This window comes from Sinorhizobium sp. CB7 (genome assembly GCF_041357635.1).
In the GTDB taxonomy this organism is placed as follows: Bacteria; Pseudomonadota; Alphaproteobacteria; order Rhizobiales; family Rhizobiaceae; genus Rhizobium.
The window spans coordinates 184,125-200,683 of sequence record NZ_JAULLL010000005.1; the positions used below are offsets into that span (position 1 = coordinate 184,125).

Sequence of the window (16,559 nt, forward strand, 5' to 3'; positions counted from 1 at the left end):
GGAATTGCGGAGCAATTCGCCGCATTTTGCTGGCGACTGGCGCGAGGACAGAACTTGCACAGAAGGATGAGATATTTTCCGCTTGGCCGTCGTGCCAATGGATGGGAACCTTGGCGAAATATCCTATATTAACTCTATCCGCGATGAAGAGGCGCGAAGTCGCCCACAGCATGCAAGACACGTGACCGAAATGAACTTATTACCGGGCGTATGATCGTGCCGGTCGAACAGCTCAAGTTGAAAAAGGATTAGATCATGACTTCAAAGCTTGACCAACTTCGCGACATGACCACGGTTGTCGCCGATACGGGTGATATCGAAGCTGTCGCCCGGCTCAAGCCGGTCGACTGCACGACCAATCCCACGATCGTCCTGAAGGCACTCGGAACGCCGATGTTTGCCGACACGGTCAAGGAAGCCATCGCCTGGGGCAAGAAGCAGTCGGGCAATCCCGATGCCGTCGCCGCAGCCGTCGCGGATCGTCTGGCCATCTCCGTCGGCAGCGCCCTGGTGAAGCTCGTGCCCGGTCGTGTCTCGACCGAGGTCGACGCCGATCTCTCCTTCGACACGGAAGCTTCGATCGCCAAGGCGCGCAGCATCATCGCCGCCTACAAGGAACGCGGCATTGAGCGCGACCGCATTCTCATCAAGCTCGCCTCGACCTGGGAGGGCATTCGCGCCGCAGAAGTCCTGCAGAAGGACGGCATCGATTGCAATCTGACGCTGCTCTTCAGCAAGGCCCAGGCGATTGCCTGCGCCGATGCCAAGGTCTTCCTGATCTCGCCCTTCGTCGGCCGCATCCTCGACTGGTACAAGAAGTCAACCGGCAAGGATTACACTGCCGAGGAAGATCCGGGCGTGCTGTCGGTTCGCGATATTTACAACTACTACAAGGCGAATGACATCAAGACGATTGTCATGGGCGCCTCCTTCCGCAATGTCGGCGAGATCGAAGCACTTGCCGGCTGCGACCGTTTGACGATCAGCCCGGCACTGCTGGACGAGCTGTCCAAGGATGAAGGCAAGCTGGAGCGCAAGCTTTCGCCGGACAAGATGAAGTCTGAACCGAAGGTCACCGTCGACGAAAGGACCTTCCGCTGGATGCTGAACGAAGATGCGATGGCGACCGAAAAGCTTGCCGAAGGCATTCGCGCCTTCGCCAAGGACCTGGTCGCCCTGCGCAGCATGGTCGCCAAGGAATTGCAGCTCGCTGCCGCGTAAAAGCGATCGTTCGTAACGAAATAAGGCGCGGCAGCTATAGCACCGCGCCTTTCTTATATCGCCCAGATCCGTCTGGCATTCGCCTGGTAGAGCTTGTCGCGTTCCGCCGCACTGCAGCCGGCGGTGAGCGCGTGGGTTGCCGCCACCCAAGGCGTCAGGCCACCGCCCAAACTGCAGACAGGCCAGTCGCTGCCCCAGATGACCCGATCCCAGCCGAAGGCCTCGATCACGTGCTCTACATAGGGTCTGAGGCTCTCCACGGTCCAGTTTTCCAGGTCGCCATAGGCGATGACGCCTGAGATTTTGGCAACGACATTCGACCTCAGCGCAAATTCTGTGATGCCCTTGTGCCAGATATCACTCATCCCCTCCTTGATCGGGGGATTACCGCAATGATCGAGAATGAAACGGACATCCGGGTTGAGGTCTATCAGCCTTCGGATGCGGTCGAACTGATGCGGGAAGACGCAGAGGTCGAAGGTCAGCCGTGTACCGGAAAGGCGCCTGATGTTCTCGCGAAACAGCGGTCGCTCGGAGACGTCATCCGCGACGACATGCAGCACGCGGCGAAAGCCCTTGATGAAAGGATCGGCAAGAGCGTGCTCGAGATAAGGCCCGAAGCCCAGCTCTTCCGGCCGACAGGAGGCGATGGCGCCGCGGATCAGATTCGGGGGCTTCGCGCTTAGTTCCTTGACGTAGTCCGTCTCTGTCTGGATGTCGGTTTCCGCGACATCCACTTCCATGTGGAAAACATCGGATATGCCGCATCTGAGGGCATCGCGGGCGTAGTCCTCATAGAGGCTATCACGATCAAGCGCGGCCGCACCGGCTAGCCAGGGGTAATTCAGCCTTTTGCGGTCGATGACGTGCAGATGCGTGTCGAAAAGCATGTCTCTCTCCCATCCATGCTAATGCATAATCCCTTAAATCGAAATCGATTCAAGGTCAAAATCATGCAGCAGATTCAAAGTTCTAGCGCGCTCTATGCGCACCGCATTTGACGCGCGGGCGCTTTATGTCTCGGATTCCTCCGTCATGCCTGCGACAATTATGAATGAGTTTCCTTTGCATAGGCCGCGGCAGTCGCTTGACGGTCCCGTGAATATATCGTGCATATAAATTATCGGTCCGAGCCGGATCGTGCATCAAAGGGAGAGCAGGCATGGGCCACGGGCTGGAGGGCAAGACCGTTCTGATCACGGCGGCGGGGCAGGGCATCGGCCGGGCGACGGCGGAACGTTTTGTTTCGCTCGGCGCGCGCGTCGTCGCCACTGACATCAACGAGAAGACGCTCGCCACGGTCGAAGGCGCAGAAAAGCACGTGCTCGATGTTCTTGACGGCGCCGCTGTCGAGGCGTTTGCGGAAAAGATCGGCGCGATCGACGTCCTCTTCAACTGCGCCGGTTTCGTCCACGCCGGGACGATCCTCGACTGTGACGAGAAGGACTGGGATTTTTCCTTCAATCTCAATGCCAAGGCAATGTACAGGACCTGCCGGACCTTTCTTCCCGGCATGCTGGACAAGGGCAAAGGCTCGATCGTCAACATGTCCTCGGTCGCCTCCAGCATCAAGGGTGTGGCCAACCGCTTCGCTTATAGCGCGTCGAAGGCGGCCGTCATCGGGCTTACCAAATCGATCGCCGCCGATTTCGTTTCGCGTGGCATCCGCTGCAACGCCGTCTGTCCCGGCACGGTTGACAGCCCCTCGCTGCACGAGCGGCTGCGCGCGACCGGCGATTACGAAAAGGCGTTGAATGATTTCATCGCGCGCCAGCCCATGGGCCGCATTGCCGACGCCAGGGAAATCGCTGCCCTGGTCACCTATCTTGCCGGCGACGAAGCAGGCTTCACCACCGGTCAGATCCACATCATCGATGGCGGCTGGACTGGCTGAGGCTACAGCGCCGAGCACCTTTTCAGACGCACAAGGTCGCTGTAGAGCTTTGAATTGCTGCATGTTTCTTAAATCGAGCCCGATCCAACGAAACATGCAGTATACTTGCTCCTGCCGCTATCGAGCTGATACTAAAGAGGAGCCGGGCGGGAGCACCTCATGGAGCCAGACAAAGACAGTCAGCAGGGATCATCGCTCGTCGGCCTCATCCGCAAGCAGTCGAGTTTCGTCGTTGCGGTGCTGGTCGGGCTTGCCGTCTTCGTCCTGCTGACGTCGCGCGAGCTCAACGCGCGAAATGTCCTGGTGGGATGGAACGTGGCGGCGCTCGTCTTCACCAGCATCAGCTGGCGAAGGATGTTGACGTCCGATATTCACCGGATCAAGAAACGGTCGGCCGATCTCGATTTTTCCGATGTCCTGCTGCTGTTTCTCTCGATTGCGGCGGCGCTTGCCAGTATCGCAGGCATTGCGATCGAGCTCCACGGTCTCAAGAATGCCAGTTCGGAGGTAGCACTTGGCCGGGCCGGCGCGGCGGTGCTGACGATCCTCATCTCCTGGGTTTTCCTGCATACGATCTTCACGATCCACTATGCCCATCGTTACTATGCCGGCTCCGGCAACGGCTCCGGCCTGAAATTCCCGGAGCCGGTCGGCGAACCCATCTATTGGGATTTCCTCTATTTCTCCTTCACGATCGGCGTTGCCGCGCAGACAGCTGACGTGGCGATCTCGTCGCGATACATCCGCAAGCTGGTCCTGCTCCACGCGGTGCTATCGTTTCTGTTCAACGCGACCATCCTGGCGCTGGCCATCAATGTCGGCGCGAGCCTGTTGTGAGGATGCCTGTTCAGGAACAAATGATGCCGGCCTCGGTTTTTCGGAAGAAAAGCGGCGGATATCCCCATGACACGACGGATCCTGCTTTTCAGGCTGCTGACGCTTCTCCTCGCCGCCCTTAGCCTGGCCCTTTCCTTCTGCCATCTCATGGAAATGCCTGTTCGGCTCGGCTGGCAGCCGGCACTCTGGATGATGGTGACCAATTTTGGTGGCCTCTACCTTATCTTTGGAACAGCCGGTGCGGCGATCGACGTCTTGGCGATCATCGCATCGGCCCTGCTCGCCTTCCTCGTTCGTAACCGGCGTCCATCGTTCCAGCTAACAATTGCCGGCTCAGCCTTCATGGCGGCAGGTCTGGCAATCTGGTTCGCCTTTGTCGCGCCGATGAACGCAATCATGGCCACCTGGTCACCCGGCCCGATACCGGAGAATTTCGCCTCGGTCCGCAATCAGTGGGAATACAGTCATGCCATCATCGCGATGATGAAATTCGTCGGCATGACCTTCTTGCTCCTGTCGGTCCTGGTGGAAACTGGCTCGGCTCGAGCTTCCACGCAGAAATAGCCGTGCGATCAAACGACCGCCTGGCCGGCGAGAAGAGCAAGAACCAGGAAGATCAGGAAAATAATGAGCGCGATGAAGAACAATACCCGCGCTATGGTCGCAGTCGCCGCTGAAAGTCCTGAAAAGCCAAAGAAACCAGCGACCAAAGAAATTACGAAGAATATAAGGGCCCACTTGAGCATGGGTGCCTCCTCTTGTTTTTCATTCATTGAATGACGCCGAAAAGAGAAAAATGTTCCCTGGATACCCGGAATCGGAGCATGCCGTCAGAAGGAATGCTGCGGGAATGAAGTCAGTGAATTTTCGGCCAAGGCTTCCGGAGCTAAAGCTTGAGGGTGGCAAGCAGCGAGATCAACTGGGCCTGGCGTTGAGTGCCGGTCTTCGCCAATACCCTCTTCACATCGCCTCTTGCGGTCTCGTATTGCAGGCCGCAGGTCTCGGCTATCTCTCGCGCCGAAAGCCCCTCCACCAGGAGGCGGGTGACGGTCGCTTCCTGCTGCGTCAATGAAAATATTCGCCGCAGCAGGCCCATATTCGGGATGACGCGTTCCGACAGATCGGTGATGGTGGCCACAGCGACGGAATGTGAGAAGATCTCTGCCGGCAGGCCATGCAGGTATTGGGCGCGGATGACGAGCGACTGCCTCCCGCGTCTTGTGAAGAGCACCGGCGTCGAAACCGCGGTGTCGACAAAGGATGCGTTTGAGAGAACGGCCCGCAAATGCCGCCGAAACATGCCGGTCTCTTCGCTGCGTCCGGCGGTCAGTTCCCTGTTCTTGATCCTGATCTCCTGACCGAGAAGCTTTTCGGCGCGGTTGTTCAGACGCGTCACCCGGCCCCACCTGTCGAAAAAGATGCAGGCGACGGCTGCCATTTCGAAGGCCTCGCTCATGCCTTCGATTTTTGCCAATTGCAGGGTGCGGATGAGCTCGGCGGATGCCGTCAGTTGCGACTGCATCCGGAGCAGAGCCCGTTCCTCCTCATGATCGAACGGACGATCCTTTGTGGTGCGCTGCAGATTAAGGGTCAACAGCGTGTCACCTGAGGTAAAGCCAATGATCGCGGAATAGCGAAGGCCGAACCTCATGAGAAACTCGTTGTAATATTCGGAATGTCTGAATTCGTTTTCCGAGGCGATGTCGTGCTCGATGGCTGATCCCTTCGCTAGGACAGTCGCCAGGCTGCGGTCGCGAAAATCGCGAAGGTGCCAGCCTTCGTCGAAATAGACCTGGAATGCGTCCAGAAGATTCGGCGTCGTCAGGAAGCCGGGCGAGAATCTGCCACGAGCAGGCAAGATATGGGCGCCCACGGAGCCCGTTGCGCGGGAAATCGCTTCCAGGGTCTGCGGCCAGCATTCCGGCATCAGGGCGGATTCCAGCAACCCAGTCATTGCTCGGTCGAGCTCCGAGATGTCGACGCGTGCAGTCATGGAAAATGCACCTGCCTCAAATTCTTTGCCCCCACCGGAGGCAAACCTACGAAACTATGACGGAAAGACAGGACAACCGCAAACGACGGAGCTCTCCGGCCTCAGAACTGGCGCCGGCGGGAGGCCGCCTGCGGTATTTGTCGCTCGTCGTCCATGATTTGGATCATCTATCGGCTGAGACGAAGCCGATAACAGGAAAGATAATGGGCGCCCTGCATTTGCAGAACGCAGTTTTTTAGCTGTTCCCGAGCGCTCTTTCTTCTTTGTTCATGCTGCGGAATATTGAAGTTGTCTTAAATTAATTCCAATAACTGGCGAAATCACGCTGTCGTGAACTGTGACTAGCGTGCAGCAGCGCTCGGACCTTTTTCGGTATTCCCAAATATACTCAAGAGTTTCCTTATTCGCTTAAGCATTCAGAAACGACATTTCTCTAGCGTCGAAGCAACATCTGTATCGCGTTGGAGTGCGTCAATGACGGAGCAGTTGGCGTGAAGGCCCTACTGCGCATTTTCCGGCCCTCCCGGAAGCTATTTATCATTGTCGGCGGGATCGCGCTCCTTGCGGGCGCGTCCGGCACGACCGCGCTCTTTATTGGCAAAGACAGATTGCTCGGCGAAGTCCTGGAAGCAAACAACGGGCTGAAGTGTACCGATGTCAATCTCGTGACGATCCGCAAGCAGGACCGGTTCTGGATCCGGAAATACATCAAGACCGAGCCGACAGACGGTGAGACGCGTGTGAAAACGGCGCTGCGCGTAGCAAAGGCGATCTATGATGCCCAGAAGCCAGATCTCGTGCAGGTCGTCGTCCTCGACCGGAACGGGCCGAGCCTGCGCTCCGACATTCGTGGTCGGGCGATCGGCGCCGACGTGGTCTTCATTCCACATCCGGGAAAGATGATCGAAGGCGTCAATCCGCAGCCGTATACGGCCAAATACTATAATGGCGAGGCGAGCGACGAGGGCCTCTTCTTCGGCGAACGCATAGAGATGCCGTTGCAGGACATCGAACATCTGAGCTCGGCCCTGAAGGATCATAGCGATTGTGAAGATCCGATGGTGGCCGCTGCCAGCCCAGGAGCTTCCGGAGGGCATGGCGCGTCGGGCGTTGGAAAGGCCACCGAAAGCAAGGAAAGCAGTGGAGCGGAAGGGGGCGGTCATGGCGCACCAGCGGGCGAGGAGGCGCCGGCAGAAGGGCCTCCCCCCGATGAGGAAGGCGAGCAGCCCGCCCAGAAGCATGAGACCCAGCCGGAAAAGGCGCCGGGTACCGATCAGGAAAGCACCGGATCAGTCACTTCGCAAAACCGGACGGAGGGAGGTGCGCCGGGAACCGGGGAGGCATCGATGGGCACGGCCAGCCGACCGGACGCCATGTCCGCCCGGGCCGCGAACTAGAGCGGTTCGGCTTTTCATGGAATCGACGCACCGCTGTAACCTTTTGTTTTCACGCGATTCCGGACGGAAAACCGCTTCGCACTTTTCCTGGAATTGCTCTGACGGAACCTCCGATCCATTTAAAGTGTGAGAGCGACCTTTGTGCGTCTTATAAGATGCACGGCGCTGTATCCGGCTCGAGGAATCCTTCGGCGCGGCTGCGGTCAGTCGGCCTTGCTGCGGCGTGCCGGGAAGAGGATGATGTCGCGGATGGAAGGCGAATCCGTCAGCAGCATGATCAGACGGTCGACGCCGATGCCGAGACCGCCGGCCGGCGGCATGCCCTGATCCATCGCGTCGAGGAAGTCCTCGTCCAGTTCCTTCTGCATTTCGCCGCGGGCATGGGCCTGCTCGAGCTGCTCGACCATGCGGGCGCGCTGCTCTTCCGGGTCGTTCAGCTCCGAGAAGGCATTGCCGAGTTCCCAACCATTGCAGTAGGTTTCGAAGCGCTCGACAAGGCGCGGCTCGCCTGGCACTTCCTTGGCGAAAGGTGAAATATCCTTCGGGAAATGCGTGACATGGGCGGGCTGGATCAAAGTGCCTTCGACCGTCTCCTCGAAGACGTGGGCGAGGCATTCGCCCCAGGTGGCGTCCTTGTCGATCTCGAAGCCAGCCTTCTTCACCGTTTCCCGGGCTTCCGCGTCAGTCTTGATCGCAAGGAAATCGATGCCGGTCGCTTCCTTGACGGCATCCGGCATGGGGACGCGGCGGAAGGGGCCTTTGAAGGAAATTTCCTTGTCACCAAAGGTGAATTCCGTCTTACCGTGGATGCTGATCGCCACCGTCGCAAACAGCCGTTCGACGAGGTCCATGATGTCCTCGTAATCGGCATAGGCCCAGTAGCACTCCATCATCGTGAACTCGGGATTGTGCCGGGTGGAGACGCCTTCGTTGCGGAAGTTGCGGTTGATCTCGAAAACCTTGTCGGTGAGCCCGGAAACCAGCGTCCGCTTCAGATAGAGCTCCGGCGCGATGCGGAGATACATGTCGAGCTTCAGCGTGTTGTGATGCGTCTTGAAGGGCTCGGCCGTGGCGCCGCCATAGACCGAATGCAGCATCGGCGTCTCGACTTCCATGAATCCGTCATTTTCCATGAAACGGCGGATGCTGGAAACAATCTTGCTACGCTGCTGAAAGCGGAGCTTAGAGTCCTCGTTCGTCAGGATGTCGAGATGGCGCTTGCGGTAGCGCAACTCGATGTCAGAAAGACCATGATACTTCTCCGGCATCGGCAACAGCGACTTCGTCAGCATGGTAATCTGCTGCGCATTGATGGTGAGTTCGCCGCGCTTCGTGCGTCGCACGAGGCCGGTGACACCGACAATATCGCCGAGATCGATCATCGGCAGCAGGGCGCGGGCCTCTTCGCCCGTCACATCCTTGTGGGAAAAGATCTGGATCTTGCCCGAGGCATCATGGATATCCATGAACATGCCGGAATTGCGCGAGGAATAGACGCGGCCCGCGACAGTGACGACATCCTGCGTCTCGGTGTCAGGCTCCAGATCCTCATATTTCGCTGCCAGCTCGGCATTGGTGATCGTGCGATGGAAATGTGCCGGATAGACATCGCCGATCTGCTCACGCAGCAGCTTCAGCTTCTGCGCGCGCACTTCCGTTGCGTCGGAGGAAAGGGCGGCGGTTTCGGTCTTTTGGTTCATAGTCTACGTCCCGTTCAGTTCTTCGGGCCTACGAGGGAGGCGACGGCCTGCGAGGCGAGCTTCAGGCGCTGGCGCACGACAGCGCGACCGAGGGTCGCCATGGAATCAAAAAGCGGCAGCGAACGCGAAGAGCCTGATACCGCCACGAAGAGCGGTGCCACGACCACCTTTAGCTTCTTGCCCATGCGGTCTGCAATGGCGCGCAGTTCCGCTTCGATCGATTCCACGTTCCATTCCAGGATCTTTTCCAGATCCGGCTGTACGGTATTGAGGATCTCGAGGATTTCCTCCGGTGACGATTTGATGCGGGCGAAGGCCTGCGGATCAAGATTGAGGTCGGACTTGAAGAGGAAGCCCATCAGATCCGGCAGCTCGCCGAGCTTGGAAATACGCGACTGCGACAGCTTCAGGCCTTCCTTCAGCCGATCGTTCTCCATCGCCCAGATGAGAACGCGATGCCGGAATTCGTCCTCCGACAATTTCTCGCGGATCCAGCGGCCGTTCAGCCAGTCGAGTTTCTGGATATCGAAGATGGCGCCGGCCTTGGAGAGGTTCTCGGGATCGAACTTCTCGGCAAGCTCGTCCATGGTCAAAAGCTCTTCGCCTTCCGCGATCTGAATGAAAAACAGGCCGAGGAAGTTCATCAGCGCCTCGGGGATGTAGCCGAGCGCCGTGTAATAGGAGATCGAAGTCGGATTCTTGCGCTTCGAGAGCTTCGACTTGTCGGCATTGCGCATCAGCGAGAGATGCATGAAGACCGGCGGCTCGAGGCCGAGATAGCGATAGATCAGAATGTGCTTCGGGACCGAAGCCAGCCATTCCTCGCCACGGGCAACATGGGTGATCTTCATCAGATGGTCGTCGACCACGTTTGCCATGTGGTAGGTCGGCATGCCGTCGGCCTTGAGCAGCACCTGCATGTCGACGGCATCCCATGGGATTTCGACATCGCCATAAACGCCGTCATGGAACTTGCAGGCCCCTTCCGTCGGGATCTTCATGCGCACGACATTCGGCTCACCGGCGGCGATGCGCGAGGAGACTTCCTCGGCCGAAAGGTTCAGACAGTGTCCGTCATATTTCGGCGGCAGGCCGGCTGCACGTTGCGCTTCGCGCATTTTTTCAAGACGCTCCGGCGTGCAGAAGCAATGGAAGCCGTGACCGGCCGCGACGATCTTCTCGACGTAAGGCTTGTAGATGTCCTTGCGGTCGCTCTGGCGATAGGGGCCATAGGGGCCGCCGACATCGGGGCCTTCAGACCATTTGAGCCCGCACCATTTTAGCGCGTCCAGCACTTTCGTCTCGAATTCAGGCGTCGAGCGCGTCGCATCGGTATCCTCGATGCGCAGGATGAATTCGCCGCCATGCTTCTTGGCGAAGAGATAGTTGAAGAGTGCGATGTAAGCGGTGCCGACATGCGGTTCGCCGGTCGGAGAAGGAGCAATGCGGACGCGAACGCCGGAAATGGTCATCTTGTTTGCCCGTCATGAGATGCCGGCGGCTTCCGTTAGAAGCATTGCCCGGCCATGAAGAAAGTGCTGTCAGGATCGGAAAGTCGGCTGGAAAAGGCGGTTGCCCTCGTCATTCCGGCAACTTTCCGTTTGGCTGGCCTTAGGCCATATTCATCAGGTCGCGTCAAGAAAAACTGCTTGATCGGACGTCAGCGAACGGGCCAGACGTAGAGCAGGGTCGGGACGCTGACGAGGATGATGATAAAGGACAGAGGTAATCCCAACCGCGGATAGTCGCTGAACTTGTAGCCGCCGGGACCCATGACCAGCGTATTGCACTGATGGCCGATCGGGGTCAGGAAATCACAACCGGCACCGATGGCGACTGCCATCAGAAAAGCCTCGGGCTTGAAGTTGAGCGCGTGCGCAAAGCTCGCGGCGATCGGTGCCATGACCAGCACGGTCGCAGCATTGTTGAGAAAGGGCGTTATCGCCATCGCTGTGATCAGGATCAGCGCCAGTGCGCCATAGGGCGGCATCTGAGAGGCGAAATGCCCGAGCCAGCCAGCAATCAACTCGCTGCCGCCGGTCGTTCTCAAGGAGTCCGAGACCGGAATCAGCGCCGCGAGCATGATGAGGATAGGTCCGTCGATGGATTTGTAGATATCGGCCGATGGTATGACGCGAAAGACGACCATCGCCAGCGCCGCGATAAAAAAGGCGACCGAAACCGGTGCGAGACCGATCGCTGTCGCGCCCATGGCGGCGGCCAGAATCAGCAACGGTATATAGGCCCGGCGCGGCGCACCGAGAAGGATCTCGCGGTGGGCGAGCGGCAGACAGCCAAACTCCTGCAGAAAGCCGGGAAGGCTTCTGCGGTTGCCTTGGAGAACGACGACGTCGCCGGGCTGCAGCGTTAGTTCCCCGAGCCGTTCGGTCAGGCGATGCCCGTGGCGGCTGACGGCAAGCAGATTGATGCCCCGCCGGTTATAGAGCGAAAGCCGCCGGGCAGAGAGGCCGATCAGGAGCGATTCCGGGGTAATGACCGCCTCGATCGAAGTTATGTTGCTTTGCTCGCGGGCAGCCGCGATCGGCTTGCCGGCGAGCTTCAACTTTGCGTGCGATACCACGCGGTCGAGCGCGTTCGGGCTTCCTTCGAGGAGGATCGTGTCCCCGGCCTGTAAAACGACGTCCGGAAAGGGAGACATGCGCGAGTGGCCCCGCAGGATCGCGGTCGCGATAACATCGCCATCACCAAGCTTTATCACGTCCCCCAGGTGCTTGCCCGCCACACTGGATTCCTCCATGACAGTTGCCTCGGAAAAATAGGTTTTCACCTCGAGTGCTTCGTCCAACGTCTTATTTTCTTTCTGACGCTCCGGTACGAGCCGATTAAAAAAGATCAGGAACACGACGCCCACCAGCGCCAGCGTGGCACCGACCGGGGTGAAATCGAACATACTGAAGGAGGTGCCGGTAATCTCCTGGCGCAGCCGCGACACCACGATGTTTGGCGAAGTGCCGATCTGCGTCATCAACCCGCCGATCAGTGCGGCAAAGCTCATCGGCATCAAATAGCGCGATGGCGAAACGCCGATCTTGCGGGAAAACTGGAAGGCGACCGGCATCATGATCGCCAGCGCACCGATATTCTTGATGAAGGCGGAAAGCACCGTGACGACGATCAGGAGCAGCGCCAGTTGCGTATGCAGCGAATTCAGGTTCGGAAAGAAACGCTTGATAGCGCTATCGACGATCCCGGAGCGCGCCACGCCGGCGCTGACCATCAACGCGCTGCCGACGATGATAACGATATCATCGCTGAAGCCTGAAAAAGCCTTCTCATAGGGCACAAGCCCGAGCGCTATCGACAGGACCAGGGCGCAACAAGCAACAACGTCATAGCGGAAGCGGTCCCAGATGAAGACTGCCATCATCAGGCCGATGACGCCGAAGGCGAGAGCTTGCTGCGTTGTCATGCTGCTCCAGGAAATTGAGAAGCGAAAATACGCAAGCCTGCATCGAAACCATGATTCCGATGCAGCGATTCAATGCAGGTAGTACCGCAAAGTTCCCATATGCGCCATGGATATTCACCCGCTTGTCTCTCTCCGGCGGGCGGAGAGAGTGGCCGGATGGACGATGATCAATCCTCCAGTGCTGCGCCGGCCTTTTTCCTGCGCCGAGCGTTCCGCGCCAGCATGTTCAGCACCTCGACCAACGCAGAGAAGGCCATCGCGACGTAGACATAGCCCTTCGGCACATGGACGCCCATCCCCTCCGCGATCAGCGTCATGCCGATCATCAGGAGGAAAGCAAGCGCCAGCATGACGATCGTCGGGTTCTTCTCGATGAAGTTGGCAAGCGGCGTCGCGGCAACCAGCATGACGGTAACGGCCACGACGACGGCGACCACCATGATCGGCAGATGCGGCGTCATGCCGACGGCGGTGATGATGCTGTCTATGGAGAAGACGAGATCGAGCAGCAGGATCTGGCCGATCGCGGCCGTAAATCCGGCCGTCGCGGAACTTGCGATGAAATCCTCCTCATGGTCAGCGGGATCGACGTTGTGATGGATTTCCTTGGTCGCTTTCCAGACGAGGAAGAGACCGCCCGCAATCAGGATCAGATCCTTCCAGGAGAAACCGTGACCGAATAGCTCGAAGAGCGGATCGGTAAGCTGAACGATCCATGCGATCGTGCCGAGCAGTCCAAGGCGCATGAGGAGGGCGAGGCCGATGCCGATTCTGCGAGATTTTTCGCGATGCTCGGGCGGGAGCTTGTTCGTTAGAATGGAAATGAAGATCAGGTTGTCGATCCCGAGGACGACTTCCAGGGTGACCAGGGTGATGAGTGCCACCCAGGCGGTCGGATCCTGAATGAGCATCATGATGTCCTGCATCGGCGTGTATACCCCCTTTGCGCCAAATGATTGATGACGCTCGCAATGTAAGGATACGCAATTGCTTAGCAACTGCCGTAAGGGGGTATACGAAACGGAAGACGATTTTATTCCTTCAGAGGCAGCCAGATTTCCGTGACCCCTGTGCCGGTATAGGGATCGAAGCGATCATCATAGCGCTCGAACATGTCGGGAAAGCTGCCATGTTCATAACCGGAGGCCGGTAGCCAGGTACCGAAGATCTGGCGACAGGTCGACTTGATCTCGGAGATGTGGCCGCGATGGGTGAAGACGGCATAGCGTTGGGCTGGGAGCTTCAAGGTCGAGAATCCCTCCGGCAGTCCGCTTGCGTCAGTGACTTCGGCAGCCGCCATGTAGCGGAAGCCCTCCGCCTGGTCCTCACCACTCGTGCAGACGCCATAGGCGACGTTGCCGACCTGGCCGGGAATATGGCCGAAGTGGGCATTGAAACGCTGCCAAAGCGACGGAATACCTTCGGTGCGGTCATAGGTATAATTTTCGGCGAGTCCTGCAAGCAGCAGTGATGGTTGGTTCACGAAGCGCGGTGCTTCGAGTTTGGGAAGATTTGTGTCGTCCATTCTGATCGGCTCCAGCAAAGTGAGATTGTCGGCGTGCCGCTGTCTGCGAATCGTTTCCGGTGTGACACCGAATTGGTCGCGGAAGGCACGGGTGAAAGCCTCATGCGAGCCGTAGCCCGCATCAAGCGCGACCTCGAGAATGTTGGATGTGCCATCGGTTAGCGCGCAAGCGGCCTTGCTCAAACGGCGCCCACGGATGTAGCCGCTGATTGAATGGCCGGTCGCAAGCCCGAAGACGCGCGACAGATGATAGCGCGAGATCCCGGCTGCCGCCGCGATCTCCTCCAGCGAAATATCATTTGCGAAATGGCTTTCTATGAACCAGATCGCCCGTCCGATGGCGCCCATAGTCACTCCCTTGGTAGCGAGCCGCTTATAGGGCTTTGCCGCTCCGCAGGTTTGATCGCAATTGCTGGATTATAGCAGCGGGCCGGAATCGGCGCATGGAATCCAGGCGCCAAACCGCTTCGCACTTTTGCCTTAAACGGACTTTTCCTCGCGGACTTCGTAGGCCGCCAGGAAAACGCGGACCGCGCCGCAGATAACCCTATTCATCTCGTCACGCGAAGGTGGGGTTTCCATGGCGCCGAAAAGCCGAAACTTGAAGAAGCTGCCGCTGCACAATTCGAGGAACTGGCGGGCTGCCAGGTCGATGTCATCGATTTTCAGCCGGCCTTCCGTAATCTGTCGGCTGAGGTAATCGATCATGACAGTGCGCAAGTTTTCTGGGCCGGTGAAGAATTGTTGACAGAGATTCGGCATGCGCTCCCGAACACCGAGCACGGTGCGCATCGCATTGATGACCTTATCGGCGGTCATGTGTGCAACAAAGGTCATTCCGAACTCATAGAGTGCGGACGCGACATCGGCGTTTTCGCTCAGGGCCGTTCTCACCGCCGCCACGAAATTCGTCCGCTCGATATCGATCATCGCGGTGAAGAGTTCTTCCTTATTGGCGAAATATACATAGAGAGTGCCCTTGGAGACCCCGGCCTCGCGGGTCACGTCATTCATGCTCGCGGCATCGAAGCCCATCTTCATGAAGACCCGGCGTGCGCCGTCGAGAATTTGTTGCCGTTTGACCGGATCTTCGCCGGCTGCCCAGCGGCCACCGGCTGCGGGCGGGCTGTGGACGGCGGCAGCATTGTCGGGTTCGTGAGCCATTTTCTCCTGTGCCGTGATCACCATTTCCGAAGAATCTTTAACCAAATCGAACTGATCGGTTCGATACCCCTTGATATGAGGTGAGAAAGGCTTTATGTCAACATGGAAACTGAACCGAACGGTTCGGTTCGATTACTTTGTTCCTTTACCGGTGTTAGCCCCCATGACGCCCACGCAAAAAAGCAATGTAGCACGCATCGTTAACGATCCCGCTGAAGCCGACGCGGCGAAGCAGGACGCTGGCGCATCCGCGGATATCCCCACTGCGGATGCGCGAGGCAATCCCCCGCCCCCCGTCGCTCAGGTCGAAGCACCGCCCGCTCCGCCCAAGAAAAAGCGACGGGGGGTTGTATTGCCAATCGTCGTTCTCGCACTTCTGGCGGGCGGCGGATGGTATGGCTATAACTGGTGGATCAACGGCCGGTTCATGGTTTCCACCGATGACGCCTATATCGGAGGGGATATCGCGACAATTTCCCCGAAGGTGACGGGCTACGTCGCCAAGGTGAACGTCGTCGCCAACCAGCAGGTGAAGGCCGGCGACGTCCTGGCGACCCTTGATGACGGCGACTATCGCAACGCTCTTGAGCAGGCGGAAGCGCAAATTGCGACCGAGCAGTTGTCCCTGCAGCGCATCGATTCACAGATTGAAGGCGCAAAGGCAAGCGTGTCCCAGGCGCAGGCACAGAAGGTTGCGCTCGAGGCGGCAGTCCGCGGCGCCGAGATCAACCAGCGGCGCGCGAGCGAACTCCGGGCAAAATCCGTCGGCACTGCGGCGGATCTGGATACCGCAAATACCGCACTCGATCAGGCCAAGGCCAACCTCGTCGCCGGCGATGCCAATATCAAGGTTGCCGAGGCCAATGTGGCGCTGCTGCAGGCACAGCGCAAGGAAGCTGAAGGTTCCGTCCGGACGCTGGAAATCCAGCGCGACAAGGCGGCTCGCGACCTTTCCTTCACCGTGCTGAAGGCGCCTTATGACGGCGTTGTCGGCAATCGCTCGGTTCAGGAAGGCGATCTCGTCTCGCCCGGCCAACGGCTGATGGCCCTCGTTCCCACGCGCCAGCTCTATATCGACGCCAACTTCAAGGAAACGCAGATCCAGCATCTCGTTCCCGGTTCGCGGGTCAACGTGCATGTGGACGCCTATGACGACAAGCCGATCGTCGGTACCGTCGAATCGATCTCGCCGGCGTCCGGCTCGGTCTTCTCGCTGCTGCCCCCGGAAAACGCCACCGGCAATTTCACCAAGGTGATCCAGCGCGTCCCGGTTCGCATCGCGCTGCCGCAGGAAGCGCTGGACACGGGCAGACTGCGTGCCGGCCTCAGCGTCGTGGTCGATGTCGATACCCGCACGGCGCCGACTGAGACCGCTGAAGTCAAGTAACCGTCTTCGGG

Annotated in this window: 14 protein-coding genes and 1 pseudogene; 6 read left to right on the plus strand and 9 right to left on the minus strand. The window is 58.7% G+C overall.

All coding sequences use genetic code 11. From position 1 onward, the window contains the following. Positions 1 to 255 precede the first annotated feature (255 nt). Positions 256 to 1,221, plus strand: coding sequence for a transaldolase (gene tal, locus AAE029_RS11700; RefSeq protein WP_371073011.1), 966 nt, complete (start codon positions 256 to 258; stop codon positions 1,219 to 1,221). A gap of 53 nt (positions 1,222 to 1,274) precedes the next feature. On the opposite strand, the gene AAE029_RS11705 is transcribed toward tal, so the two are convergent. Beyond that, complete coding sequence (locus AAE029_RS11705) at positions 1,275 to 2,111, minus strand: amidohydrolase (RefSeq protein WP_371073012.1); 837 nt, start codon at positions 2,109 to 2,111, stop codon at positions 1,275 to 1,277. 272 nt (positions 2,112 to 2,383) lie between these two features. Between AAE029_RS11705 and AAE029_RS11710 the strand changes: the two genes are divergently transcribed. The 3 genes from AAE029_RS11710 (at position 2,384) to AAE029_RS11720 (ending at position 4,516) form a co-directional block, all read left to right on the plus strand. Next, positions 2,384 to 3,115: an SDR family oxidoreductase gene (locus AAE029_RS11710; RefSeq protein WP_371073013.1), complete on the plus strand. Its 732-nt coding sequence runs from the start codon at positions 2,384 to 2,386 to the stop codon at positions 3,113 to 3,115. 159 nt (positions 3,116 to 3,274) lie between these two features. Next, entirely contained in the window at positions 3,275 to 3,952 is a 678-nt protein-coding gene (locus AAE029_RS11715; RefSeq protein ID WP_371073014.1) for a DUF1345 domain-containing protein, read from the plus strand. 66 nt (positions 3,953 to 4,018) lie between these two features. After that, complete coding sequence (locus AAE029_RS11720; RefSeq protein WP_371073015.1) at positions 4,019 to 4,516, plus strand: DUF1772 domain-containing protein; 498 nt, start codon at positions 4,019 to 4,021, stop codon at positions 4,514 to 4,516. A gap of 8 nt (positions 4,517 to 4,524) precedes the next feature. On the opposite strand, the gene AAE029_RS11725 is transcribed toward AAE029_RS11720, so the two are convergent. Next, a complete protein-coding gene (locus tag AAE029_RS11725; protein WP_371073016.1) occupies positions 4,525 to 4,698 on the minus strand; it encodes a DUF1328 domain-containing protein in 174 nt (57 codons plus the stop codon). Between the two features lie 140 nt (positions 4,699 to 4,838). After that, entirely contained in the window at positions 4,839 to 5,945 is a 1,107-nt protein-coding gene (locus AAE029_RS11730) for a response regulator transcription factor (protein WP_371073017.1), read from the minus strand. Between the two features lie 491 nt (positions 5,946 to 6,436). Between AAE029_RS11730 and AAE029_RS11735 the strand changes: the two are divergent. Then, positions 6,437 to 7,156, plus strand: a pseudogene (locus AAE029_RS11735) (hypothetical protein); the annotation flags it as partial. A 389-nt stretch (positions 7,157 to 7,545) separates the two neighbouring features. Here AAE029_RS11735 and lysS read toward each other — a convergent pair. From lysS to AAE029_RS11765, 6 genes are all read right to left on the minus strand, one after another. After that, positions 7,546 to 9,042, minus strand: a complete 1,497-nt coding sequence (gene lysS, locus AAE029_RS11740) for a lysine--tRNA ligase (protein WP_371073018.1) — start codon at positions 9,040 to 9,042, stop codon at positions 7,546 to 7,548. A 14-nt stretch (positions 9,043 to 9,056) separates the two neighbouring features. After that, entirely contained in the window at positions 9,057 to 10,514 is a 1,458-nt protein-coding gene (gene gltX, locus AAE029_RS11745) for a glutamate--tRNA ligase (RefSeq protein ID WP_371073019.1), read from the minus strand. A gap of 188 nt (positions 10,515 to 10,702) precedes the next feature. Then, a complete protein-coding gene (locus AAE029_RS11750) occupies positions 10,703 to 12,472 on the minus strand; it encodes an SLC13 family permease (protein WP_371073020.1) in 1,770 nt (589 codons plus the stop codon). A gap of 167 nt (positions 12,473 to 12,639) precedes the next feature. Next, complete coding sequence (locus AAE029_RS11755) at positions 12,640 to 13,398, minus strand: TerC family protein (protein WP_371073021.1); 759 nt, start codon at positions 13,396 to 13,398, stop codon at positions 12,640 to 12,642. 107 nt (positions 13,399 to 13,505) lie between these two features. Next, positions 13,506 to 14,345: a GyrI-like domain-containing protein gene (locus AAE029_RS11760; protein WP_371073022.1), complete on the minus strand. Its 840-nt coding sequence runs from the start codon at positions 14,343 to 14,345 to the stop codon at positions 13,506 to 13,508. Positions 14,346 to 14,477: 132 nt separating this feature from the next. After that, positions 14,478 to 15,161: a TetR/AcrR family transcriptional regulator gene (locus AAE029_RS11765; protein WP_371073023.1), complete on the minus strand. Its 684-nt coding sequence runs from the start codon at positions 15,159 to 15,161 to the stop codon at positions 14,478 to 14,480. Between the two features lie 163 nt (positions 15,162 to 15,324). Here AAE029_RS11765 and AAE029_RS11770 point away from each other — a divergent pair, with 163 nt between their 5' ends. Then, entirely contained in the window at positions 15,325 to 16,548 is a 1,224-nt protein-coding gene (locus AAE029_RS11770) for an HlyD family secretion protein (RefSeq protein WP_371073024.1), read from the plus strand. The last annotated feature ends 11 nt before the right edge of the window (positions 16,549 to 16,559 follow it).